The 24827-nt window shown below is 65.9% G+C and carries 22 protein-coding genes, 1 tRNA gene and 1 pseudogene; 6 read left to right on the plus strand and 18 right to left on the minus strand.

Features of this window, described 5'->3' with window-relative positions; translation table 11 throughout:
- Positions 1-196 precede the first annotated feature (196 nt).
- The 8 genes from BCR55_RS01340 to BCR55_RS01375 all read right to left on the minus strand — a co-directional run bounded on the left by BCR55_RS01340 (position 197) and on the right by BCR55_RS01375 (position 8956).
- Entirely contained in the window at positions 197-1177 is a 981-nt protein-coding gene (locus tag BCR55_RS01340) for an NADPH:quinone oxidoreductase family protein (protein WP_006403009.1), read from the minus strand.
- Between the two features lie 89 nt (positions 1178-1266).
- Entirely contained in the window at positions 1267-3588 is a 2322-nt protein-coding gene (locus tag BCR55_RS01345) for a xanthine dehydrogenase family protein molybdopterin-binding subunit (RefSeq protein WP_006403010.1), read from the minus strand.
- Positions 3585-4046 (minus strand): (2Fe-2S)-binding protein, encoded by a 462-nt coding sequence (locus BCR55_RS01350; RefSeq protein WP_006403011.1) that lies wholly within the window; start codon positions 4044-4046, stop codon positions 3585-3587. The genes BCR55_RS01345 and BCR55_RS01350 overlap by 4 nt, the downstream gene beginning before the upstream one ends.
- 103 nt (positions 4047-4149) lie before the next feature.
- On the minus strand, positions 4150-5268 hold the full coding sequence (locus BCR55_RS01355) for a porin (RefSeq protein ID WP_065494063.1): 1119 nt from the start codon (positions 5266-5268) through the stop codon (positions 4150-4152).
- Positions 5269-5324: 56 nt separating this feature from the next.
- Positions 5325-6083, minus strand: coding sequence for a class II aldolase/adducin family protein (locus BCR55_RS01360; protein WP_006403013.1), 759 nt, complete (start codon positions 6081-6083; stop codon positions 5325-5327).
- A gap of 59 nt (positions 6084-6142) precedes the next feature.
- Positions 6143-7486, minus strand: coding sequence for an MFS transporter (locus BCR55_RS01365; RefSeq protein ID WP_043280098.1), 1344 nt, complete (start codon positions 7484-7486; stop codon positions 6143-6145).
- Positions 7487-7619: 133 nt separating this feature from the next.
- Positions 7620-8408, minus strand: a complete 789-nt coding sequence (locus tag BCR55_RS01370) for an SDR family oxidoreductase (protein WP_059938631.1) — start codon at positions 8406-8408, stop codon at positions 7620-7622.
- Positions 8409-8485: 77 nt separating this feature from the next.
- Positions 8486-8956, minus strand: coding sequence for a 2,4'-dihydroxyacetophenone dioxygenase family protein (locus BCR55_RS01375; protein ID WP_006403016.1), 471 nt, complete (start codon positions 8954-8956; stop codon positions 8486-8488).
- Positions 8957-9197: 241 nt separating this feature from the next.
- Between BCR55_RS01375 and BCR55_RS01380 the strand changes: the two genes are divergently transcribed.
- Entirely contained in the window at positions 9198-10244 is a 1047-nt protein-coding gene (locus BCR55_RS01380; protein WP_006405045.1) for an AraC family transcriptional regulator, read from the plus strand.
- A 15-nt stretch (positions 10245-10259) separates the two neighbouring features.
- On the opposite strand, the gene BCR55_RS01385 is transcribed toward BCR55_RS01380, so the two are convergent.
- The 4 genes from BCR55_RS01385 to BCR55_RS01400 form a co-directional block, all read right to left on the minus strand.
- Positions 10260-11669: an amidase gene (locus BCR55_RS01385; RefSeq protein WP_065494064.1), complete on the minus strand. Its 1410-nt coding sequence runs from the start codon at positions 11667-11669 to the stop codon at positions 10260-10262.
- 76 nt (positions 11670-11745) lie between these two features.
- A complete protein-coding gene (locus tag BCR55_RS01390; protein ID WP_043280100.1) occupies positions 11746-13068 on the minus strand; it encodes an MFS transporter in 1323 nt (440 codons plus the stop codon).
- Between the two features lie 180 nt (positions 13069-13248).
- A complete protein-coding gene (locus BCR55_RS01395) occupies positions 13249-13737 on the minus strand; it encodes a MarR family winged helix-turn-helix transcriptional regulator (protein WP_006403020.1) in 489 nt (162 codons plus the stop codon).
- 322 nt (positions 13738-14059) lie between these two features.
- Positions 14060-14935 carry an aldo/keto reductase family oxidoreductase gene (locus BCR55_RS01400; RefSeq protein ID WP_006403021.1) on the minus strand — a complete coding sequence of 292 codons (876 nt, stop codon included), beginning with the start codon at positions 14933-14935 and terminating at the stop codon, positions 14060-14062.
- A gap of 104 nt (positions 14936-15039) precedes the next feature.
- Between BCR55_RS01400 and BCR55_RS01405 the strand changes: the two genes are divergently transcribed.
- Entirely contained in the window at positions 15040-15942 is a 903-nt protein-coding gene (locus BCR55_RS01405; RefSeq protein WP_006403022.1) for a LysR family transcriptional regulator, read from the plus strand.
- Between the two features lie 266 nt (positions 15943-16208).
- On the opposite strand, the gene BCR55_RS01410 is transcribed toward BCR55_RS01405, so the two are convergent.
- Positions 16209-17123 (minus strand): LysR family transcriptional regulator, encoded by a 915-nt coding sequence (locus BCR55_RS01410; protein ID WP_006403023.1) that lies wholly within the window; start codon positions 17121-17123, stop codon positions 16209-16211.
- 94 nt (positions 17124-17217) lie between these two features.
- On the opposite strand from BCR55_RS01410, the gene BCR55_RS01415 reads away from it, so the two are divergent.
- Positions 17218-18285: an SDR family oxidoreductase gene (locus BCR55_RS01415; protein WP_006403024.1), complete on the plus strand. Its 1068-nt coding sequence runs from the start codon at positions 17218-17220 to the stop codon at positions 18283-18285.
- 230 nt (positions 18286-18515) lie between these two features.
- On the opposite strand, the pseudogene BCR55_RS01420 reads toward BCR55_RS01415, so the two are convergent.
- Positions 18516-18668, minus strand: a pseudogene (locus tag BCR55_RS01420) (ShlB/FhaC/HecB family hemolysin secretion/activation protein); the annotation flags it as partial.
- Between the two features lie 33 nt (positions 18669-18701).
- Between BCR55_RS01420 and BCR55_RS01425 the strand changes: the two are divergent.
- Entirely contained in the window at positions 18702-19736 is a 1035-nt protein-coding gene (locus tag BCR55_RS01425) for an IS481 family transposase (protein WP_059938068.1), read from the plus strand.
- A 469-nt stretch (positions 19737-20205) separates the two neighbouring features.
- On the opposite strand, the gene BCR55_RS01430 is transcribed toward BCR55_RS01425, so the two are convergent.
- Positions 20206-20751, minus strand: a complete 546-nt coding sequence (locus BCR55_RS01430; RefSeq protein WP_139094009.1) for a hypothetical protein — start codon at positions 20749-20751, stop codon at positions 20206-20208.
- Positions 20752-20862: 111 nt separating this feature from the next.
- Positions 20863-21480 (minus strand): recombinase family protein, encoded by a 618-nt coding sequence (locus BCR55_RS01435; protein WP_050804591.1) that lies wholly within the window; start codon positions 21478-21480, stop codon positions 20863-20865.
- Positions 21481-21668: 188 nt separating this feature from the next.
- Between BCR55_RS01435 and BCR55_RS29925 the strand changes: the two genes are divergently transcribed.
- Both BCR55_RS29925 and BCR55_RS32130 read left to right on the plus strand, forming a co-directional pair.
- On the plus strand, positions 21669-22313 hold the full coding sequence (locus BCR55_RS29925; RefSeq protein WP_080560178.1) for a DUF4145 domain-containing protein: 645 nt from the start codon (positions 21669-21671) through the stop codon (positions 22311-22313).
- A gap of 143 nt (positions 22314-22456) precedes the next feature.
- Complete coding sequence (locus BCR55_RS32130; protein ID WP_139094010.1) at positions 22457-23218, plus strand: DUF6338 family protein; 762 nt, start codon at positions 22457-22459, stop codon at positions 23216-23218.
- Between the two features lie 494 nt (positions 23219-23712).
- On the opposite strand, the gene BCR55_RS01440 is transcribed toward BCR55_RS32130, so the two are convergent.
- Positions 23713-23789: transfer RNA gene (locus tag BCR55_RS01440), tRNA-Arg, on the minus strand.
- 167 nt (positions 23790-23956) lie between these two features.
- Complete coding sequence (locus BCR55_RS01445) at positions 23957-24787, minus strand: undecaprenyl-diphosphate phosphatase (RefSeq protein ID WP_053297399.1); 831 nt, start codon at positions 24785-24787, stop codon at positions 23957-23959.
- Between the last annotated feature and the right edge of the window lie 40 nt (positions 24788-24827).

Below are 24827 nucleotides of genomic sequence, written 5' to 3' on the forward strand. Positions count from 1 at the left end.
CCGATCCAAAGACACTGCGAACCGAGTCGCGTAAAAAAGGCGGGAAACGAGGAATCGACGTGATGCGCGATGCGTCTACATCGGAAATGCGATTGCGAGATGGTTGCGCACGCAATCAACGCGATCCATGCGTGCAGACGGGCAAAACCGGCGAACACCGCGCGAACCTCGACGGCATTCGCCTCGCTCGCCTCGCTCACGCCTCGGGCAGAATCACGACCTTGCCCTTCACCTGCCGGTTCGCCATGCGCGCGATCGCGTCCACTGCGCCCGCGAGCGGCACGCGTTCGGTAATGGCGGGCCGAATCCGGCCGGCCGCGAACCATTGCGCGAGCTGACGCATGTTCGCCGCATGCTGCGCCGGATCGCGCCGCACGGCGTCGCCCCAGAACACACCGAGGATGTCGCGCTCCTTCAGCAGCGCGAGATTCAGTGCGATCTTCGGGATCTCGCCGGCCGCGAAGCCGACGACGAGAAAGCGGCCGCGCCACGCGGTCGCACGCAACGCCGCTTCCGTATAGGCGCCGCCCACCGGATCGTAGACGACGTCCGCGCCGCGCCCGCCGGTCAGTTCGTCGACGCGTCGGCGCAGATCTTCGGTCGCATAGTCGATCGTGTCGTCGGCGCCCGCTGCGCGGCACAGCGCGAGCTTGTCGGCGCTCGACGCGGCCGCGATCACGCGCGCGCCGAGCGCCTTCGCGATCTCGATCGCCGCGAGCCCGACGCCGCCGGCCGCCCCGAGCACCAGCAGGGTTTCGCCCGCTTGCAGCCGCGCACGCTGCTGCAGTGCGTGCAGCGACGTGCCGTACGCGAGCACGAGCGCCGCGCCCTGTTCGAACGTCATCCCCGGCGGCAACGCGGCGATCTGACGCGCGTCGGCGAGGCACTGCTCGGCGAAACCGCCGTGGCCGGTAAACGCGACGACCGCATCGCCGGGCTGCCAGTCGGTCACGCCGTCGCCGACCGCGTCGATCACGCCCGCGAACTCCGCGCCGGGCGAGAACGGCAGCGCCGGCTTCACCTGATACAAGCCCTGCACGATCAATGCGTCGGGAAAGTTCAGCGACGCGGCCTTCACGCGCACGCGCACCTGCCCGGCGCCCGGTTCCGGAATCGCGACGTCGTCGATACGCAACGTGTCGATCGGTCCGAACGCGGTACACAACACGGCTTTCATGGTGTGATTTCTCCTTGCGCGACGCGATCGCGCATCGAATCGAACGGCGCGCGCCGGACCGCGCGGGCGGCCCGGCGCGCGACAGCGCATCACGCGACCTTGCTGTCGCGCAGTTGATCGGCGATCGGCAAGCTGCGGATCCGCTTGCCGGTCGCCGCAAAGATCGCGTTGGTCAGTGCGGGCGCGACGGGCGGCAGGCCGGGCTCGCCGACGCCGCCGAGCGGCGTCGCATAGTCGTCCGGCGCGACGAGATGCACGCGGATCTCGCGCGGCGCCTCGTTCATCCGCAGCACCTGGAAGCCGTTGAAGTTGCTCTGCTCCGGCTGACCGTCCTTGAACGTGATCTCGCCGTGCAGCGCAAGTCCGAGCCCCATCACGACCGCGCCTTCGAGCTGCGAGCGCACGCGCTCCGGATTCACCTGCGGACCGCAGTCGATCGCGATGTCGACGCGCGGCACCGCGATCGCACCGTCGTCGCCGACCTGCACTTCGCACACGACTGCCGTGTACGACACGAAGCTGCGATGCGCCGCGATGCCGAGCCCGTGCCCTTTCGGCAACGCGCGCCCCCAGCCGGCCTCGCGCGCGACGGTCTCGACGACGCGCCGCAGCCGCCCGGTATCGACCGGATACAGCGCCGGATCTTCGCCGTAGTTGACGTTCTTCACCGCGATATGCGGCTCGAAGCGTCGCGCGGGGCCGATCAGGTCGAGCAGAAAGTCCTTCGGATCGCGGCCTGCGGCATGCGCGAGTTCCGCGACGAAGCTCTGGATCCCGAACGCATGCGGAATGTTGTAGACCGATCGGAACCAGCCGATCCGCGTATGCGCGGGCGCGGCCGGATTCTCGATGCGCACGTTCGGAATCGCGAACGGTAGATCGGCGATGCCCTGTGCGAGCTCGCCCGGCTGCTCGTGCACGACGCCGGCCTTGAACGTCGACTGGATCGACGGTGCGACCGTCCGGTGCTGCCACGCGACGACCTTGCCCGCCGCGTCGAGCGCGCCGTCGAACGCTTCGAGCGACACCGCGTGGAAATAGTCGTGTGCGATGTCGTCCTCGCGCGTGAACGTGAGCTTCACGGGCGCGCCGACCGCCTTCGACAGCAGCGCGGCCTCGACGACGTAGTCGGGCTTCGACTTGCGGCCGAAGCCGCCGCCGAGCAGCGTCACGTTGACCGTCACGCGCTCCGCCGGCAGCCCGAGCGCCTTCGCGACTTCGTCGCGCGTGGTCTGCGGCGCCTGCGTGCAGGTCCACACCTCGCAGCGGCCGTCGGCCACACGCGCGAGTGCGGCCGGCGGCTCCATCGTCGCGTGCGCGAGATGCGGCACGTAGTAGGTCGCGCGCACGCGCTTCGCGGCAGCCGCGAGCGCCGCGCCCGTGTCGCCGTCGTTGCGGATCACGTCGCCCGGTTGCGCAGCGGCCGCTTCGAGCGTCTTCCGGTACGCGGCCGAATCGTAGCCGGCGTTCGGCCCGCGCTTCCAGTCGATCTTCAACTGCTTGCGCGCCTGGATCGCCGTCCACGTGTCGCGTGCGACGACGGCCACGCCGCCGAGCGGCTGGAAGCCGGCGGGCAGCGGCGTCGATGCGAGCGGCACGATCTTCACGACGCCCGGCAGCTTCTCCGCGGCGGCCGCATCGAACGACGCGACCGTGTCGCCGTAAGCCGGCGGCCGCGCGACGACCGCGTACAGCATCCCGTCGAGCCGCGTGTCGATCCCGTACTGCGCGCGGCCCGCGACGATGTCGCCACCGTCGATCAGCGCGGTCTCCCCCTTGCCGATATAGCGGAACTCGGTCGGCGCCTTCAGTACGAGCGTCGCCGGATCCGGCACGGGCAGCGCGGCGGCCTTCGCGGCCAGCTCGCCGTAGCCGAGCCGGCGCCCGCGCTTCGTATCGACGACTTCATGCACGCTCGCCTTCACCTGCCGCACGTCGACGCCCCATGTCGCGGCCGCCGCCTGTTCGAGCATCGTGCGCGCGGCCGCGCCCGCGCGACGCAGCGCCGCGAAACTCTGGCGCAGGCTGCGCGAGCCGTCGGTGTTCTGGTTGCCGTAGCGCGCTTCGTCGCCCACCGCCTGCGCGACCTTGACGCGCGCCCAGTCGGCGCCGAGTTCGTCGGCGACGACGAGCGCGACGCTGGTGCGCACGCCCTGTCCCATCTCCGAGCGGATGCAGGTGACGGTCACGGTGCCGTCCGGCGCGATCGCGACGAACAGATTGGGATCGTCGCGCAGCCCGTGCGGCATGCCCGCGCCGCCGTATTGCGGATTCGCGCTGACGGGCGGCTGTCCCGCGGCCGCCCGCGCGAGCGACGGCACGCCGAACGCGAGCAGCAGCCCGCCCGATGCGAAACCGAGCAGCAGCGCGCGGCGGCTTTCGTTGCAGACGGAGAGTGGCTGCGCGTTCATGCGGCACCTCCGCGGCTCACCGCGAGCCGGATCGCTGCGCGAATGCGCGTGTAGGTGCCGCAGCGGCAGATGTTGCCGGACATCGCGTCGTCGATGTCGGCATCGGTCGGGCGTGGGTTCGTCTTCAGCAGCGACGCGGCCTGCATGATCTGCCCGGCCTGACAGTAGCCGCATTGCGCGACGTTAAGTTCCTGCCAGGCCTGCTGCAGCGGATGCGTCGCGTCGGCCGACAGTCCTTCGATCGTCGTCACGTGCTTGCCGGCGGCCGCCGCGACCGGCGTGATGCACGAGCGGATCGCGACGCCGTCGAGATGCACCGTACAGGCGCCGCAGAGCGCCATGCCGCAGCCGAACTTCGTGCCCGTGTGACCGAGCACGTCGCGCAGATACCAGAGCAACGGCATGTCGGGATTGCCGTCGAAGTGCTGCTCGCTACCGTTGAGGGTCAGCGTGATCATTGTTCACCTCCTGGTTGGGGACGCTTACCTGCACGCAGACTTTAACCGAACCGTGCATTTGGCGTCGCCGGCCGCCGCCGGCAGGTGTCGCACGCGGCGCGGCTCAGAACCGGTGCGTGATGCCGACGCCCGCGAGCACCTGCGTCGCGCCCGGCGCGGACACCGACACGCCGCTCCAGCTCGCCGTCGAGCTGCCGTTGTTGCGGATCCAGCCGGCACGCGCATAGACGCTCGTGCGCTTCGACAGCGAATGGTCGATGCCGAGCTCCGCGCCGATCGCATTGTCGTGCGCGCCGCGCACGTTGCGGTGCACCACCGCGACTTCGATCGTGTCGGATACCGTCGCGGCGATGGTGGCGCCGAGCTGCACGACGCTGTACGGGTGGGCGCTGTCGAGCCGGGCCGTCAGCGAGCCCGGCGAGGGATCGTCCGGCCGGCTGTAGGTGTAATGAAACTGGAAGTTGACGATGCCCCACCGGTAACCGAGCGCCGCGCCGAAGTACTGCGCGCTCGGCACGTCGAGCGCGGCCGGCAAGCCGGGGAACGACAGCGTGCCCGAGCGCTGGTTGCCGTAGCCGATGCCGGCGTACAGTCCGTGTGCCGAATAGCTCAGCGTCGCGCCGAACTCGTTGCCGTTCGTGCGACGCAGCGGCTGCGTGACGCTCGACGCGAACGCGTACATCGCGCGCAGCCGCCAGCCGCCGAGCACCGGCGACTGATACAGGATCGAGTTGTCCGCGCGGCCCGTGTCGTACTGCGTCGCGAGCGTGCGCCGGTCGATCGTCGCCATGTTGCCCGAATACAGCGACGTCGCATCGTTCAGCCCGAACGGGTCGGTCGGATACACGAGATAGAAGCCGGGCCCGTACTGGCGGCCGAACGACAGCGTGCCGTAGCGGTCGTGCTGCAGGCCGACCCACGACTGACGGACGAACTTCGCGGTGCTGTCGAGGTACAGCGAGCCGTTGTTCACGTTGAAGCCGTTCTCGAGCACGAAGCGCACGCGCAGCCCGCCGCCGAGATCCTCGGTGCCGGTCAGCCCGAACACCGACGTCGACGAGCCGCCGCTGCGCTCCGAAAACGAATGCGCGCCGCCGTTGCCCAGATACTGGATGAACGTATCGGCAATGCCGTACAGCGTCACCGACGAGTCGGCCGCCAACGCGGCGCCCGACGCGAGCGCGAGCGTGGCGCCGCAGAGCGCCAGCGAGGTTGTCCGCATGTGTGTCTCCTTAGCTTCGTCGTTATGTGGGGATCGCGCGCTCGCGGTGCAGCCGCTCAGCTCGCATAGCCGGGATTGCGCCGATCGAGCCGGCGCAGCAGGCCCGGCCAGACGAGCTGCTCGGGGCCCATGTCGCGCGTGGTGATGCGGGACTGTCGCGCGATCCCGTCGAGGATCGGCTGCGGGATCATGCGCAGCGCGCCGCCGCCCGCCTGCGCGCGCACCTGGATCGCACACGCGGCTTCCGCGAAATACATGCCGACGAACGCGGCGGCCGCGCTCGCGCCGACCGTCAGCAGCCCGTGGTTGCGCAGCAGCATCACGTTGCGCTCGCCGAGATCGCGCACGAGCCGCGGCTTCTCGTCCGGCTCGACGGCGATCCCTTCGTAGTCGTGATACGCGAGCGAGCGCATCACGAGCAGCGCCTGCTGCGAGATCGGCAGGAGTCCGTCGGCCTGCGCCGACACCGCGACGCCGTTCAGCGAATGCGTATGCATCACGCACGCGACGTCCTCGCGCGCCGCGTGCACGGCGCTGTGGATCGTGAAGCCCGCCGGATTGATGTCGTACTCGGACGGCGCGAGCTTGTTGCCGTCGAGATCGATCTTCACGAGCGACGAGGCCGTGATCTCGTCGAACATCATCCCGTACGGGTTCAGCAGGAATGCGTGCGTGCCCGGAATACGCATCGAGATATGCGTATAGACGAGGTCGTCCCAACCGAACAGCGCGGTCAGCCGGTACGCCGCGGCCAGATCGACGCGTGCCTGCCACTCCTGCGCGGACACGCTGCGCTTCACGTCGGATTCGTTCATGTCGTGCTCCCCTTCAATTGATCAAACGACTGCCGGACCGGCGGCCGCGTCGCGCGCGCTCATCGGCCGTGCGGGCCGCGTGCGGCCGCGGGCAGCGCATTGCGCATTCCGTAGCCGACCGCGAGCGCCGCGACCACGAGCATCACGGCCATCACGTCGATCGCGGGCACGAGGCTGCCGGTGCGCGCCTTCACGAGGCCGACGAGCGCCGGGCTCGCGCCCGACAGGCTCGCGAGCGAATTGACGAACGCGATGCCGGCCGCCGCGCGGCCTTTCGGAAAGTAGCGGGTCGCCATCGCCCAGAAGATCGGCGTCGACGACACCAGTGCGGAGCCGCCGAACGCGAGCGCGGCGATCGTCCACGGCAGGCTGTGCTGCACCGTGCGGCCGAGCGCGACGAAGCCGATCGCGGCGACGACGAACGCAAGCGCCCAGTGCATCCGCTGCTCGTTGCGAAGATCCGAATGGCGGCCGTAAAGAATCATCGCGACGATCCCGAACGCGTTCGGAATCACCGTGTACAGGCCGATCGCGCGCGGATCGGCGACGCCGAGTTCGCGGATCAGCGTCGGCACCCAGAACGCGAGGAAGTAGCCCGTGCATCCGTTCACGAAGATGCCGAATGCGAGCAGATACGCGCGCGGATCGCTCAGCACGCGCAGCAGCGAACGCGACTCGAGCGGCTCGTCGGTTTCCTCGAGCGCCTCGCGAATCCGCGCCTTCTCCGCGTCGTCGAGCCACGCTGCGTGCTCGGGCCGGTCGGGCAGCAGCACGAACACGAAGCTGGCCGCGATCATCGTCGGCAGCCCTTCGAGCACGAACATCCACTGCCACCCTTCGAGCCCGCCCGCTTCGTGCAGCGATTTCAGGATCACACCCGAGACCGGGCCCGTGACGAAGCCGGCGGCGACGCTCGCCATCAGGATCAGCGCGATCACGCGCGCACGGCGGTTCGACGGAAACCAGTACGTCAGGTACAGCACGATGCCGGGAAAGAAGCCCGCTTCGAACACGCCGAGCAGAAAGCGCAGCAGATAGAACTGGGCCGGCGTGCGCACGAACATCGTCGCGGCGGACGCCGCGCCCCACAGCACCATGATCCGGAACAGCGTCGCGCGCGCGCCGATGCGCTGCAGCAGCAGATTGCTCGGCACCTCGAACAGCGCATAGCCGACGAAGAACATCGTCGCCCCGATGCCGTATGCGGCATCGCTGAAGCCGAGCGACGACTTCATCTGCAGCTGCGCGAAGCCGACGTTCGAACGGTCGATGAAGCTGAACAGATAGCAGACGAACAGGAACGGCACGAGCCGTCGCGCGACCTTCGCATAGACCGCATCGATCTGCGGCCGCGGCGCGAGCACCAGCTCGGCGTCCGCATATTTGCCAGCACGGGAGGACATGGTCACCCTCGAGAAAACCGGCGGACGGCCACGTTCCGACGCGACGACCGCACGCACGTTGAAGCGGCCGCCGCGCGCACGGCGCGGCACCGCACGAACGGGCCGGCATCGCGCCGCCCCGCACGATCGACGCTTACGCCGGACACAGCCCGCCGTCGACGACGAGCTCCGACGCGGTCACGAACCGGCTTTCGTCGGAGGCGAGATACAGCACCGCATAGGCGACGTCGTCCGGTTCGCCGAGCCGGCCCATCGGGATGTGGCGCGTGAGTTCGCGCGTCGCGGCTTCGTCGCCGAGCTGCTCGAATACGGCCGCGACCATGCCGGTGCGCACATAGGCCGGATGCACGGAGTTGCAGCGCACGTCGACGCGGTTGCGCGTGCAGTCGATCGCGATCGACTTCGTCAGCATCGCGACCGCCGCCTTCGACGTGTTGTAGGCGATCAGGTCGGGGTCCACGCGGAACGCGGCGACCGACGAGATATTCACGATCGACGCCGGCTGCGCATCGCGCAGGTATGGCATCGCATGCTTGCAGCCGAGCATGATGCTTTCGACGTTGACCTCCATCACTCGGCGCCATTCCTTCTGCGCAATCGACGCGAGGCCGCCGCGCGAGCCGACGCCCGCGTTGTTGACGAGTACCGACACGCCGCCCATCGCGTCGGCCGCCTCGGCGAGCAACGCGTCCCAGCGCGCCTCGTCGCGTACGTCCTGCACCGCGCTCCATGCGACCTGCTCGCCGCACGCGCCGTTGATGCGGTCCGCGAGCCGCGCGAGTGCGGCGGCGTCGCCGTTGTCGGTCAGGAACACGCGCGCACCGTGCTCGGCCATCCGGCTCGCGATCGCGCTGCCGAGGCCGCCGGCGGCGCCCGTGATGAACGCCCGCTTACCGGCGAGGCGAAGAGAGTTCGATTTCATGTCGTTCGATTCGAATGAGAGTCAGCAAGCCGCTCGCGTCGTGCCGCGACGCGGGCGGAACGGTTCGCACCGGCCGGTCAGCCGCCGAACGCGGAGATGTCCTTCGGCACGATGCCGTTGCGTTCGCAATGCGTGCGGTAGCGCTGCATCGCCGTCTTCCAGTTTTCGATCGACAGCACGCGATCCTCCTCGTCGAGATAGACGAGATCGCCCTGCACGATGTTCAGCGTCACGATGTCGTCGCCCGGCAGCGCTTCCGGCGTGTGGCGCGACGCGGCCGTCTCGAACACGAGGCTGCCCGGGCCCGCGACCCAGTCGTGCTCGATGTATTTCCATCGCCCCTGCAGCGTGTAGACGATCACCGTTCCCGTGTGGTGATGCTTCGGCAGCCGGCCGTGACCCGGCGACTTCATCAGCGCGATGATTTCGCCGCGCGTCGGGTCGAGCTTGAAATACTTCAGCAGCACGTCGGGCAGCTTGTCCGACATCGGTACCCAGGGAATCGACGCGTCGTCGATGCATTCGGTCGCCACGTTTTCGTAGAACATCCGTCTTCTCCGTCGATGGCGCGTCGTCGCGTTCCGTACCGGAAATCGCTGCGCGGCGCGCGCGGTGTCTGACAGCGGTGCGGCCGCCCGTCGTGCGCCGCCCGCCATGCGCCGGCGCATGCGTTGCGTGCGCCGGTCCACCTATGATGGTCAACCCCGGTTGTTATGCCGTTGTCGAAATGGGACACTGCGTTATCGAATCGGGACAGCGCATCGCGCGCCCGGATAGTGGAGACATGTCGTGCGCCCTACCGTCCATCGCCTGCCTGGTCGCTACTACGCGCGCCTTGCGCGGATCGTCGCCGAACACATGCGCGACCCGAGCGAATTCATCGCGCGCTGCGGGTTCGACCCGCGCACGCTGCACGATCCGGCCGCGACGCTCACGCTCGCGCAGCTCGACCGGCTGATCGAAACGGCAAGCGCGGTCAGCGGCTGCGCGCACCTCGGGCTCGATGCCGGGCGCTACGCACGGCTCACGTCGCACGGCCCGCTCGGCTATGCGCTGCTCAGCTGCAGCACGCTCGAGGAACTCGTGCGGCTCGCCGCGCGCTACTACCATCTGATCGTGCCGGTCGTCACGATGCGCTATGTGCGGCGCGGCCGGTTCGCGGAAATCACCTACACGCCGACCGTCGCGATGCAGGCGCGCACGCTGCGCTTTTTCGTCGAGGCGCTCGCGGTCGCGTTTCAGGTGCAGATCGACGGCATCGTCGGCGCGGAGGCCGACGACTACGAAATCCGTCTGTCGACGGAGGCGCCCGCCGACGTCCACCGCTATCTCGGGCGCCGCCTCGCGCGCTATCGGTTCGGCGCGCGCAGCACGCCGGGCGTCACGATCGTGATCGCCGCGTCGCTGCTCGAGCGGCCGCTGCCGATGGCGAACGCGCTGTCGAAACGCGTGGCGGAAGCGCAGTGCGAAGCGCGCACGCGCGCGCGTGCGGACGCAAACGACGTCGTGGAACTGATCGAGATGATGCTGACGCAGAGCGCGGATTTCCGGCTCTCGAGGGAGGAGGTCGCGGCCGCGATGAACGTGACCGTGCGTACGCTGAACCGCTATCTGTGCAGCCAGGGACACACGTTCCGCGACGTATGCCAGCGCACGCGGTTCGCGCATGCGTGCCGACTGCTCGACGAAGGCCGGCTGACGGTGACGCAGATCGCGGCGAAGGTCGGCTTCAGCGACGTCGCGAACTTCAGCCGCGGGTTTCGCGAGTACATCGGCGTATCGCCGACGCGCTACACGGCGCTATCCGCGCGCGCGTCGGCCAAAGACGCGGCGTGACGCCGCGCGTGGCGTTCAGGCCGCGCGTGCGGCCACCGGCTCGGGCCATGGCCGCCGCACCGTGTCCATTTGTTCCCAGCAGCGCGCGAGCTGCAGCACGCCGAGATCGTCGAAGCGGCGCCCGGCGATTTGCAGGCCGATCGGCAAGCCGTCGCGCGTATAGCCGCAGTTGATCGACGCGGCCGGCTGCTCCGAGAGATTGAACGCAAGCGTAAACACCACCTGTTCGATCGGATGCAGTCCGTCCTGGTCGATATGGGTCGCTTCGGCCGCGAACGGCGGCTGCGGAAACGTCGGCGACAGCACGTAGTCGAACTCGGCTGTCGCCGCGACCGTCTGCGCGCGCAGCGCGAGCATCTGCGCATAGGCGGCATAGATCGTATCGCCCGTTGCGTCCGCAACGACCTCCGCGCGCCGGCGCACGAACGCGGCGACCAGCTCGCGCCGCGCAGCGGGCAACGCGGCCAGCGTGCCGCGCAGCCGCGCGCCCCAGAAGCGCGCGACCGCTTCGAGCGCGCCGCGTGCGAGCCACGGGCGCACCGGCACCACCGTCGCGCCCGCCGCCGCAAATGCGGCGGCCGCACGCTCGATCGCCGCGCGCACCTCGGCCGCAACCTGCACGCCGTTGCCTGGATCGATCCACAGACCGATGCGCAGCCCTTTCGGGTCACGCTCGAGATTCAGCCAGTCGATCGGCTGATACGGCAGGCTCATGTGATCGCGCGCATCGGGCAACGCGATCGTCTGCATCGCGAGCGCCGCGTCCTGCACCGTTCGCGTCAGCGGCCCCGTCACGCGGCCCGGATACGGCTGATCGACCGGCACGCGGCCGAAGCTGGGCTTGAACCCGAACACGCCGCAGAACGCGGCCGGAATGCGCACCGAGCCGCCGATGTCTGAACCGAGATGCAGCGGCCCGTAGCCGGCCGCCGCGGCCGCGCCGGCCCCCGAACTCGAGCCGCCCGTATTGCGGCTCGGATCCCACGGATTGCGCGTCAGCGGATGAAAGCTGGACGCAGCGGCGCCGATCAGCCCGAAATCCGGCATCGTCGTCTTGCCGACGAATACCGCGCCCGCCTCGCGCAACCGTGCCGCCGGCGGCGCATCGTCGGCAGCCGGCGCCAGCTCCGTCGCCGCGCAGCCGAGCGGCACCGGCACGCCGCGCGTCGCGATGTTTTCCTTGATCGTGACCGGCACGCCGTCGAGCGGACCGGCCGGTTCGCCGCGCAGCCAGCGCGCTTCCGAGGCGCGCGCCATCGCGAGTGCGCCGTCGGGATCGAGCGCATAGGTCGCGCGGATCAGCGGCTCCCATTCGTCGATGCGCGCCAGCACGGCCTGCGTGACATCGACGGGCGACAGCGTCTTGCGGCGATAGCCGTCGACGAGCGTCGCGGCACTGAGTTCATGGAGCGGAGTGGTCGTCATGGGTTTTCGATGAACGCGCCGAACGGCGCTGTGACAGGAAACGTGCCGGTACCGACGGCGTCTGCGTGCGACGCGCTCATGCCGCGACGCGCGCTTGCTCGCGCATCGCTGCGTCGTGCGCGAACGCGGCGAGCCGCCGCTTCGAACGCGCCGGATCGAGCAGTACGACACCGAACGCGGCGGCGATGAGCAGCGCGATGCCGATCGATGCATAGACGACGCTGAATGCGCCGCTGTCGTGACCGAGGCCGCCCATCGCGTCCATCACCGCGCCGAGCAGAATGGGACCGAGTACGCCGGCCGTCGACGCGATCGATACCGAGACCGCGATCACGGTGCCGCGCTGCGACGCCGGCGTCATCTCGGCGACGATCTGCGGCCCGAATGCGTTCACCTGCATTACGAACGCGCCGCCGATCGTGAGCCATGCGACTTTCGCGGCCGGGCTCAGCCCCGTCAGCACCGCGAAATACGCGAGTGCGCCGATCATGCAGCAGCCGCTGCAGAACAGCCCGCGCGCGACGCGCGTCGACACGCCGCGCCCGAGCAGCGACTGCGACAGCGCATTGATGGCGAGGCCGACCGGCACCTGCACCGCGACCTGAAGCGCGAAGATCCAGCCCGTCGCCTTCGGCCCGTAGCCGAGCACCGACGTCAGATAGACCGGCCCCCACGTGAGCCCGATGACGGCGATCAGCGCGGCGAGAAACCACTGCGCAGTCACGACGACGACCGTCCGGTCGAGCAGCAGACGACGATACGGGAGCGCACCGAGCACGTTCTCCGGGGCCGACGCCCGAGCCGCCGCATGCTCGCGCAGGTCGCCGCGCCCTTCTTCGCCCCACACGAGCCATATCGCGACCCAGACGAGCCCGACCACGCCGAGCGCGAGAAACGCCGCGCGCCACGAATAGTGCGCGACGATCGCGGTCAGCGCCGGCGCGGCGACGACGACGCCGATCGGCGCGCCGGTCTGCACGATCGACGTCGGCACGCTGCGCCTGTGATCGTCGAACCACTTGTACACCGCGTGCAGCGCGACCGGATACGCCGGCCCTTCGCCCGCGCCGAGCAGCACGCGGCAGACAAGCAGCGTGCCGAAGCCGACCGGCGTCGCCATCGGAAACTGCACCGCCGCCCAGACCGCCGCGAGCGCGAGCAGGATCCATTTCGTCTTCACGTAGCGTGTGAGCACGCCGCCCGCGACGCCGGCGATCGAATACAGCAGATAGAACGCGCTGCCGAGCAGACCGAACTGCGTCGGACTGAGCTGCAAGTCGCGCATCATCGGCAGCGCGACGAAGCCGAGCACCGACTTGTCCGCGTAGTTGATCATCATGAATACGAACAGCAGACCGACGATGTGCCAGCCCCGCTTCGCGTGCGAGTGTTCCGACATGGCTTCCCCCTGCTTGATCGACGCGCATTCGCGCATGCGTTTCAACACCGGTTCATCGGGTCCGCGAGCTCGCGGCAGGCGCGGCGTGATGCGCGCGCGGCGCGCGACGAAGCCGACGCCGTGCGTCGGTCACGGTTCCTTCGCTTGTCAGCTTGAGTGCGACGGCAGCGCGTGCACCGCTCAGGCGACGCGCTTCGGCGGATTGGCCGCTGCCTTCCGTGCGGCCAGATGCTCGATCAGGCCGGCCGTGAGCTTGTCGACGACGCTGTTGAAGATGCGCAGCTCGTCCGCAGGCAGCGCGCTCAGCATCATCTGCTCGAGCATGTTGCCGCGTTCGTAGGTGCGCTTCACGAGGTCTTCGCCGTCGGCGGTAAGAAACAGGTTGATCTGACGCGCATCCGCGCGGCCGACTTCGCGGCGCACGAAGCCGCGCTTGACCATTGCGCTGACGAGCTTCGACGCGTGGGTCTTTTCGAGCATCGTCAGTTCGATCAGGCGCGTCAGCGTCAGGCCCGGCTCGAGCGCGACGAGCCGCACGATGCGCAGATCGCGGATCGAGATGCCGAATTCGCTTTCGTAGACCTGCGTGCCGGCTTCCTTCGTCAGTTCGCTGAGCCGGTCGAGACGGAACGTCAGGTATTCGAGAATCGGATGGTCGGCCTTCCGCATGGGTCGCCTCGTCGGGCAGTGAGCATGCGATAGATTCTGTTCGCAATAGTTGACCGATTCAACTAAGAGGAAACACCTAGGAATGATCGGCCATCAGTCGCGCGGCCCTCTTTCTGGCGACGAGCGCTTGGATCTGCAGCCTCGAGCAACTGACCCGAACTACGCCGCGTCAGCGGTGCCAATTGCCACGGAGACGGCTCCGAGAGCCTCGCGACCGCGCCGGCACTGCGCCGGCGACCTCACCGATCGTGTACGTGGCGCCAGCGGATCACACGACGCGCCCATCGCACATCGACATTCGGAACCACGCATCGCACGTGCATCAATCGTGAGCCGAAGCAATCCCATCGAGTTCGCGCATCGCATCGTCGGGCAAGACGAGCGCGCCCGCCGCGACGTTCTCGCGCAGATGCGCGACGGACGACGTTCCCGGAATCAGCAGGATGTTCGGCGCGCGGCGCAGCAGCCATGCGAGCGCCACCTGCATCGGTGTCGCGCCGAGCCGTGCGGCGATCGCATCCAGCGTCGACGATTGCAGCGGACTGAAGCCGCCGAGCGGAAAATACGGCACGTATGGAATACCGTCGCGGGCCAGCGCGTCGATCAATGCGTCGTCGTCACGATGCGCGACGTTGTAGTGGTTCTGCACGCAGACGATCTCGCAGATCCGTCGCGCTTCGTCGATCTGCGCGGCGGTCACGTTGCTCAGCCCGATGTGCCGCACCAGCCCCTGCCGCTGCAGTTCGGCCAACGCGGACAGCGGCGCTTCGATCGAGCCTTCGGCCGGGCCGTGCGTGTCGAACATGATTCGCAGATTGACCACGTCGAGCACGTCGACGCGCAGATGGCGGAGGTTGTCGTGCACGGCCGACGCAAGCGCTTGCGCCGAGAATGCCGGCAGCCATGCGCCGTCCTCGCCGCGCTTCGCGCCGACTTTGGTCACGATCAGCAGATTGTCGCGATACGGATGCAAGGCATCGCGAATCAGCTGGTTGGTCACGTGCGGCCCGTAAAAATCGCTCGTATCGATGTGATCGACACCCAATGCAACGGCTTCGCGCAGCACCGCGAGCGCCGCCTCGCGATCTTTCGGCGGACCGAACACGCCGGGCCCCGCGAGCTGCATCGCACCGTAGCCGATGCGGTGCACGCGGCGACCTGCGAAAGAAAACGTGCCGGACTGATCGATGGCGGACATGGTCAAGCTCCTCTGACGACGATGAACGAGTGCCGCAGGTTACGCCACACTATGCTGCGCGATAATCCGTCACAATCTGCACGACCTGTACGAAAGGACGAACAATGCAAGCCGATCTGGGCGATCTGAACGCGTTCGTTGCCGTGGCGCGGGCGAAGGGTTTCCGCGAAGCGGCGAGAACGACGGGCACGAGCGCGTCCGGTCTTAGCGAGGCCGTGCGTCGGCTCGAGACGCAACTCGGCGTGCGGCTGCTTCATCGCACGACGCGCAGCGTGGCGCCGACCGAGGCCGGACAGCGGCTGCTCGCGCGGCTGAGGCCCGCGCTGAGCGAGGTCGAGGCCGCGCTCGACGTCGTCAACAGCTTCCGCGAGCGGCCGGCCGGCACGTTGAAGCTCAATGTCCCGCTCAGTGCGGCGCGGCTCGTGCTGCCGTCCGTCGTGCCGCGCTTTCTCGCGGCGTATCCGGAGATACGGCTCGAGCTCGTCGTCGAGGAAAGCTTCGTCGATATTCTCGAAGTCGGCTGCGATGCGGGCATCCGCTACGACGAGCGCCTCGAGCAGGACATGATCGCGATCCCGATCGGGCCGCGTTCGCAGCGGTTCGCCACCGCCGCCGCACCCGATTATCTCGATCGGCGCGGCCGCCCGAATCACCCGAGCGAACTGCTCCATCACGCGTGCCTGCGTGGACGGTTTGCCAGCGGCTCGATGCCGCTGTGGGAGTTCGAGCGCGACGGCGAAGTGGTCCGCGTCGATCCATCCGGCCCGCTCGTCGTGCAGATCGGCGGTGCCGTCGATCTCGTCGTCGAGGCCGCGCGCTCGGGGCTCGGCATCGTGCATCTTTACGAGGAGTGGCTTCGTCCGCATCTCGACAGCGGTGCGCTCGAGCCCGTGCTCGAGCGCTGGTGGCGGCCGTTCTCCGGTCCGTATCTGTACTACCCGGGGCGACGCCTCGTACCGGCGCCGTTGCGGGCGTTTATCGATTTCATCAAGGCAGAGGGCAAGTAGGACGGCGTGGTGAGCGGACACAGTCGCCCTTCGCCTACACCGCCCCTACCCGTTCTCGCTTGTGGTCGTGCGATAGCGCGTTGTGGCCAGGTTGACGTGCGGCATTCCTCAGCCAATCGCGCCAGTCTCCCGGCGCCTCATCGGCCTGAACCGCCCCTGCCTCAAGCTTCGCCCCGTCCACATTCATTAAAGCGACACCCGGGATCACACGAGGCCTTCGCCATCGATTCGATCTACCGCTCGCGCGTCAGACCGGACGACCTTGTTCATTCGATATGCAGATGAGCTTCGAGCGTCTGCACCAGCACATGGATCTTCGGCGTCAACTGCCGCGCGACCGGCCATATCAGGCTGAGCGGCAAGCCGTCGGTTGCGGCTTCGTCGAGGATAGCGACGAGGCGGCCGGCCTTCAGATCGTCCCGTACCAGCCATGTCGCCAGTTGCGCGACGCCGAGCCCCGCGCGTACGAATGCGAGTTGCGCCTCGGCGTCGCCTGCGACGATGCGTGGCCGCACGACGCATTGCTCGACCCGCCCGTCCGCCGCGGCATATGACCACAGCGACTGCACCCCGTCGGGCCGTCCGTAGACGATGCAGGCATGTTCCTGCAGGTCGTCGATCGTTTGCGGTATGCCGTTTTTCTCGAGATAGGCCGGCGCCGCGCAGAAGATCAGTCGTTCGCGCCCGAGCAAACGCCGACCGAGCGACGGCGGCAGACCCGGCGGCCCGCCGATCCGCACGGCGAGATCGATGCCCTCTTCTGCCAGATCGACGAAGCGGTCCGTGAACAACAGGTGCGGCCGCACGTCCGGATACTGCTCGGAAAAGCGCACGAGCACCGGCACGACGCAGAGACGCCCGAACGAGGCCGGCAACGCGATGCGAACGGTGCCGACCGGCTCGCGCTTTTGCGCGGCGAGTACGGCCTCCGCCTCCGCAAGCTCCGCCAGGATGCGCGTGCAGGTTTCATAGAACGCACGGCCCGCGTCGGTAAGCACGAGGCTGCGCGTCGTCCGCTCGAACAGCACGACGCCGAGCCGCCGTTCGAGCCGGGCGACACTCTTGCTCACCGCCGAATTCGTGAGGTTCAGCCGCTCGGCCGCAGCGGTGAAACCGCCCGCGTCGGCGACACAGACGAATGGAACGATGCCCTTCAGATGCTCGGTCGGGAAGCTGGTCATTGTTGAATCCAATTCCATTAAACCGCGAAATACTATCCAAGATGAGAATCCAGGGCTGAAGTACGCTTGTATCACAAACCAACCTGGAGTCACGATGAATCATCGAGCACTGATCGTCGGTGCCAGCGGCATTGTCGGGCGAGCCCTCGCGGAGCGTCTGCTGTCGACCGGCTGGACCGTTTATGGACTATCGCGCGGACGTACCGCCAGCGTGCCGGGGTGTCAGCCCGTTGTCGCAGATCTCACGTCGGCCGAATCCGTCGCGGCGGCGACGCAGAACATCGAAGTGAGCCATGTGTTTTTCACTGCATGGGCGCGGCAGGCGACCGAAAAGGAGAACATTCGCGTGAACGGCGCGATGATCCGCAACGTCCTCGATTCGCTGGGCCGACGCGCGAAGCTCGAGCATGCGGCGCTGGTGACCGGGCTGAAGCACTATCTCGGCCCGTTCGAGGCCTATGCGTCGGGTGCCGTTCCCGATACGCCGTTTCGGGAATCGCAGGGACGGCAGCCGGTCGAGAATTTCTACTACGAGCAGGAAGACCGGCTCTTCGAAGCCGCGGCGCGCGACGGCTTCACGTGGAGCGTGCATCGCCCGCATACGGTCATCGGCTATGCGCGCGGCAACGCGATGAACATGGGGCAGACGCTCGCCGTCTACGCGACGCTATGCCGGCATACCGGGCAGCCTTTCGTCTTTCCCGGGTCCGCTGCGCAGTGGAACGGCCTCACCGACATGACCGATGCACGCCTTCTTGCACGGCATCTCGAATGGGCGTCGACAACCGACGCGGGGCGAAACGAAGATTTCAATGTCGTGAACGGCGACGTTTTCCGGTGGAAAACGATGTGGGGGCAACTGGCCGATTATTTCGGCATCGAAGCCGCACCGTTCGACGGCATCGTGCGACCGCTCGAAGGTCGGATGCAGGACGCCGCGCATCAATGGCGCGATGTTGCCGCAAAGTACGACCTCGCGGAACCCGACATCGATCGGCTCGCTTCGTGGTGGCACACCGACGCGGATCTTGGGCGCCCGATGGAAGTCGTGACGGACATGACCAAAAGCCGTAAGGCCGGGTTCCTCGATTACCAGGGTACGCCCGATGCGTTCTTCGATCTTTTCGAGCGGCTGAAGGCAGAACGGCTCATTCCGGAATAAGGTGCACTGAACAGGTTGTTGTTCGGGGCGGTGGGGCATCCGAGTGTCGACCGTACGTCGTGGTCCGAAGACGACAATGGTGGCCGGCCGCCGGCGCGAAAGGCGACGGGGAGCGTGTCGCCGCACGCCGCTCGGTCGCCCTCTTTCTCTCGAGGCCGGTTGGCCTCGATGCTGCGCTATCGCGGCTGATCGGATTGCGCGTGGCCTGTCGATGCGTCGTCACTGCGCTCGCGATAGATCGGGCCGCCACCGGCCGCCAACATATCGTCCTGAGCATCCAATCCACCGATGCCTTGACGATATGCGAGTGAGCCATCGAACTGCGCGCCGCCGAAGTAGTGGCGATCGGTCAAGCCGAGTTCGACGATCGTGTTATTTGTGTGATTCATAGACATCGTTTCAACTAGAATGAAGCGATGGACCGAGAGATCGCCGCGCGATTACGTTGGGTACGCATGTATCACGAGACCGGCAATGCCGGCCTCGTGTGCGCACGGTGCGGCATATCTCGGCCGACACTTCGCAAATGGCTGCGTCGCTATCAGGAAGCTGGCGAAGCAGGTCTCCAGTCTCAAAGCCGTCGTCCACTGCGCAGCCCAAACCGGAAGGTCTCCGAGGCTGATCGGGCGACGGTCCTCCGATTGCGCGCTGAGCGCAAAGGCGCACGGCGGATCCAGAATGAACTGCGACTGCACGAGCAACGAGAGCTATCCCTCGCGACCATTCACAAGATCTTGAGCGAGGCGGGTGTAAAACCGTTGGTTCGATCCAGGCGACCGACGCAGCCGAAACGCTATAGCCGGCCGGTGCCTGGAGACCGCGTCCAGATGGACACGATGAAAATCGCTCGAGGTGCGTACCAGTACACGGCGATCGACGACTGTTCGCGATTCCGGGTACTGGCGATCTACCCACGCAGAAATGCCCGAAATACGCTGCTTTTTCTTAATCGCGTCATTGAGGAGATGCCGTTCCCGATTCAGCGTATCCAGACCGACCGAGGCGGTGAGTTCTTCGCCGAGTCAGTGCAGCGGCGCTTGATGAGCGAGTGCATCAAATTCCGACCGATTCCGCCCCGTTCGCCACACCTCAACGGCAAGGTCGAGCGTTCGCAGCTCACCGACCTCAACGAATTCTGGTCGGATCATCCACCGACCGGGGATGCGATCGACCAACGAATTGAGGAGTGGCAGTTCGACTATAACTGGCGGCGCCCGCACGGCTCACTTGGTGGCAAAACGCCCATCGATCGTATCGCGGAGTTAAGCGAAATTACGCCTCTCGCGGAGGAGGTGGAAAGTGCCTACGACGAAACGAAAGAACGAATTCGCCACCGTGAATGGCGCGTCGACAAGACCCTCGCCGAACATCACCGGCGCGTGGTGGAGCTCGCGTCTCCTAACGGAGCCTCGAGCTCCACCACGGAACGAAAAAGGCGCACCAAGAAGTGAAACGATGTCCGTGAATCGCACATGTTATTGCGGCGCTGCTGCGAGATCTCGGTGTCTTCGATGAAGCTTTGCCCGAAACGGCGCGACAGGCGAACGTACCTGTCTGCTTAGTGCAATGAAATTGAATCCATCGTGGCCGGGCTACTGCCAAGGATTCGACAGGCATCGCGGGAGCCGTCGTAACGGGCGCTACGCGACCGATGACGTAGGAATGTGCTGCCGGGTGCGCAATCAGCCCGTCACAAACCGACGGAAGCGATGTGAGGGCCGAACTGGAGCACGCCTCGCAGGTTCATTTTTCAGCCGGGCAGTTTCACGCGTACCCGGGCGTAGCGGCGCGGCCTCCGCTCACTCTCCGAGGATACCGCCGACGGCCGCGTCAATCTCAGCAGCAGCCTTATCGGCGGCTTCCGCAGCGGCCTGCACCTCGGCGCACTCCCGCGCTACAAGCACCACCGCCAGTCTCGCATCAGCACGCCGCGAGCACATCGCCGATAACGGATTCCGCGAGCGATTCCGCTTCCTCTGCCCGGTAACGGTCGCCAGCCGCCCCGCTCGCTGCCGCTCGCCCTCGCCATGCAGCAGCGCCCAGCCGCAGCGCACGCAAGGCGCGCAGCATCTTATCGTCGGCATCGGCCTTGTCTTCCCACGGCTCGGACTGCAACACCCATCCCTCGGTGTCCGCCACCGTTCCAGCCTCGGCCAGCGTCTCATAGCCAGCCTCGCCAGCATTCGCCAGTTCGGTCGCCCGGTCCTCATAGCCGACGAAGAACGCGCCCTTCGCGTCAGCGTGATCCCACTCCGGGCAGACGTGCTGACGGACGAAGTCCCATGCGGTTTGGCAATGGTCCGCCATGCTGGAATAGCCCGGCGCTACGGGCATCGCACGGGCCGGGACGGGCGTATCCTTGCGCGCCGCTTGCCAGTCCACCTCAGCGAAGAATGCGCCCTCCTTGTAGGCTTCTGCGGCGTCGATGTTCGAGTTACGGAGAGCGATGATGTTCGTTTGATTCATGGTCGTTTTGCGGTACTCTGCGGGCGCGCTGGCCCGCATCGGTTAGGTGATGCCCGGTCGATCCGCCAAGACTGAACCGAGCGTTACTGTGGTACGTGCGGTGCCAGCGCCCTACTCGGCGGTGCCTCCTTCGGCCCCAGCCGAACCGGCAGCAATCGCGGATTGCGCCGCCTTCATGATGGTCACGTGCGTTGTGCCGTATTCCTTCGCCAGTGAGCGCGCCGACGCGCCTCCATCTAGCCTCGCCCGAATCGTGCGCTTCTCGTCCGGCGTGAAACGCTCGGGCCTGCCGCCGACGCGGCCCTCCGCGCGCGCTCGCTCAAGCCCCGCGTGCGTCCGCTCGACGATCAAGTCGCGCTCAAACTGCGCGAACGCAGCGAACATGCGCAGGATGAGATCGCCCGCCGCGCTTGTCACCTCCTGCACGGGCAAGTCCAGCACAACTACCCGGATACTTGCGGCGCGTAGCGCCTGCACCGTGCCGTCAACGTCGGCAGCATTCCTGCCGAGCCGGTCCAGCTTCGCAACGACAAGCACGTCGCCCGCCTCTAACTTCTCCACTAGCTTGCGGAACTTCGGGCGCTCCATCGCTGGAACTGTGCCGCTGATAGTCTCAGCACACACACGATGCGGCTCTACCTCATACCCCGCCTGCTTCGCGACAAGCTGCTGGTTCGTCGTGTCCTGATCCTGCGTCGATACGCGGCTGTACAGAAATGTTCGTGACATGGTTTGTGCGTGTGAATCGTCATGGATAGATAACGCGGATAGAATCATCTTTCGGATAGAAACCATTGTCAAGGACTTTCTATCCACCTTCAGCGCACCGAATACCCTGGACACTTAACGAACGTTTGCTTACCACACAGAAATCACAAGGTTTCCGATACTGTGTGAATTCCAACTCGGAGACCAGCATGCAGAAACGTGTAGCCGCGAAATTCCAACTAGGTGCGTTCAACTGCCCGAGATGCGACGTACTTGCTCAAATGCAATGGGATCAGTTCTATGTGGGCAGCGCCTATGTCCCGGTGCATCGAGCGATCTGTATTAGCTGCAATAGGCCGAGCTACTGGCTGGAAGGAGTCGATAAGTACGGCGCAAAGTCGGGCTCTATGATCCATCCACGAGTTGTCAGCGCGCCGCTGGGGCACCCCGATATGCCGGAGTCCGTCGCCGCCGACTACGACGAAGCTCGCAATATCGCGCCAATGTCGCCACGCGGCGCTTCCGCACTTCTGCGCGTCTGCATCGAAAAACTGTGCGCAGAATTACACGCCGAGGGCGGAAACTTGAACGAACAGATTCGCTGGCTTGTAGCGAATGGCCTCCCCGTACAGGTACAGCGGGCGCTCGACGCGGTACGCGTCATCGGGAATAACGCCGTGCATCCCGGCAAGATGGACCCTGAAGATGTCTCAGAGGTATGCGATAGCCTTTTTGCTCTCGTTAATCTAATAGTCGAGGACCGCATAACTCGGCCCAAGATGGTTGACGCAGTGTTCTCGTCGCTACCTGAAGGTGCGCGCAAGGCGATAGAAAAGCGGGACGGTAACTCCTAGCTGGCTGGTCCCTGCTAAATAAAACGCGCACACCGGCGCACGGGGGCGCACGCATGCGTGCGAGTGGCGCAACTGCCCGCAGATAAGCAAAACAAAATTGGGTCGGGAGTCATACAATGTTCCAGACTAACTAATTCGCCGCAATGATGGACATCACCACTCCCGATAAATTACTGCTCGCCGTCCTATTCGTCATACCCGGTTTTGTCGCGATGAAGACGTACGCGATTCTGACTTCGGGGCCACGGCTGGATGCGTCAAAGGCAATAGTTGACGCGGTTGCATTTAGCTGCTGCAACTACGCCGTTTTCGCCTTACCGATTTACGGAATGTATCGGGGCGCTTGGGCTACCCAACACGCTATCGCATATGCCGTCGTTTGGGGCTGTATCCTACTCATCGGCCCCGTCCTTTGCGCCTTCGGTGTCTTCGCGCTGCGCCGCGCCAAATGGCTCGCTCGTTGGCTTCCGCATCCAGTAGATCGAGCATGGGACTATGTTTTTGGTCAGCGCGAGCCGTTTTATCTGATAATCACTTTGACTTCGGGCAAGCGCATCGGTGCAACGTACGGCTCGAATTCATTCGCTTCAAGCTACCCTGCTGATCCAGAGATTTACGTAGAAGAAGCATGGGATGTGGACGACACCGAGGGTTTCATTCGGCGGCACGTCCAAACGCGGGGACTGCTCATTTCGGGCAGTACCATTGAATCAATTGAGTTTATTGGACCTTACGATGACAACAAACAAGGGAACGACGAAACCAACGAGTGTGCCGGGGATTGCGAAAGACGGCTTCCAGCCGATACACAAGGGGTATCAGCCGACGAGCAAACCCAGCCCCGGCGCGGGATACCAGCCCCCGACAGGGAATCTGCCTCCGCCGCCCCCGCCCAAGAACAATAAGTAGCCTGCGAATAACGCATAAAAGGAGCTGAAATGGGAGCCTTACCGCAAACCCTTGAAACCCTTGCACGGCTCGGCACGCACATTGATCTTTCCGAGCAAAACTACCTTCCACAAACGTTAGAGAACTTGGTACAGCTAGCCGCTGATAGCGGAGGCCACGTAACGATCAACGCTTCCAAGTGTTTGCCGGCCACTCTCGAAACTCTCGCCCGAATAGGCGGCGCGCACGTTACGTTTCGCTTCTAACAGACTCAGCAGCACACTTGAGTCAGCCTGACGGGCCGGGGCACGCGCCCCGGCCACACACCAATTCACGCTGAATCATCCGTGCCGCGAACGGCAAGTTTTCAGTCGGACGGTTGTAGAGAATGCTCCCGAGGGCAGTAGAATGCCGCCACACTCTCGCCACAGTGAGGGTGCAGCAGACATGCATTCAATCCTAACCAAGCGGTTAGCGCGAGATTGTAAGTGCTTGAATAAGCGAAGAATCCTGGCCCGCCCTACACGATTCGAACGTGTGACCTACGGCTTAGAAGGCCGTTGCTCTATCCAACTGAGCTAAGGGCGGTCGATGGAAAAATGACACGGCTCGCGACACGGACCGCATTCGCCCGAAGCCCCGAATGACCGACACCCTCCATTCGACGCCCCGAAACAAAACGGGCCCGGCATGAAGCCGAGCCCGAAATTATACCCGATCACCGCGCAATATCGAGCGCGATCGGCGTCGCGGCATCACACCGGCTGCCCATGCAGCATGAACCATCCGAAGCAGAACAGCCCCGCGATCACGCAGTACACGCCGAACGCCGCGAGCCGGCCGCGCCCTTCGAAATAGCGCATCAGGAATCGCACGCTCAGATAGGCCGCAATCGCGGTCAGCACGCCGCCGAGCAACGCGTCGGCGAGCTGGTCGCGCGCATGGAACAGCTTCGGCAGTTCGAGCACGCCCGCCGCGAAGATGATCGGCGTGCCGAGCAGGAACGAGAATTCCGCGGCCTTCTCCGCAGTCAAGCCGGCCGCGTTGCCGGCGATCATCGTCAGGCCACTGCGCGAAAAGCCCGGAATCAGCGCACCGATCTGCGCGAGACCGACGAAAAACGCCTGCTTGAACGTCAGCTTCTCGGGCGCCCGATGCGCGCGGCTGCGCTGAATGCGATCGCCGATCCACAGCAGCACGCCGTTGACGATCAGTGCGATCGCAACGATCCGCAGATCGTGGAACACGCGTTCGATGCGCTTCTCGAGCAACAGCCCGACGATGCCCGTCGGAATCGTGCCGATGATCAGCGCCCACATCAGATGCCCGTCGTCGTTCTTGCGCCCGCCGAGATGCGCGAAGAACCCGCTGATCAGCGCGATCCAGCGCGCGCGGAAATACCAGAGCAGCGCGAGCGCGGTGCCCAGATGCAGCGCAACGAGAAACGGCAGCAATTGCGGCGCGTGCTTGTCGATATGCATGCCGAACAGCGCCGGCACGAGCAACGTATGGCCGAGACTGCTGACGGGGAAGAGTTCGGTCACGCCTTGCAGGACGCTCAGGAAAACCAGAAACCAGAGACTCACGCGTCGGTCCTTTCAGTGGAGATGGAGCGGGAAGAAATGA

The sequence above is a fragment of the Burkholderia sp. CCA53 genome, assembly GCF_001685525.1.
In the GTDB taxonomy this organism is placed as follows: domain Bacteria; phylum Pseudomonadota; class Gammaproteobacteria; order Burkholderiales; family Burkholderiaceae; genus Burkholderia; species Burkholderia multivorans.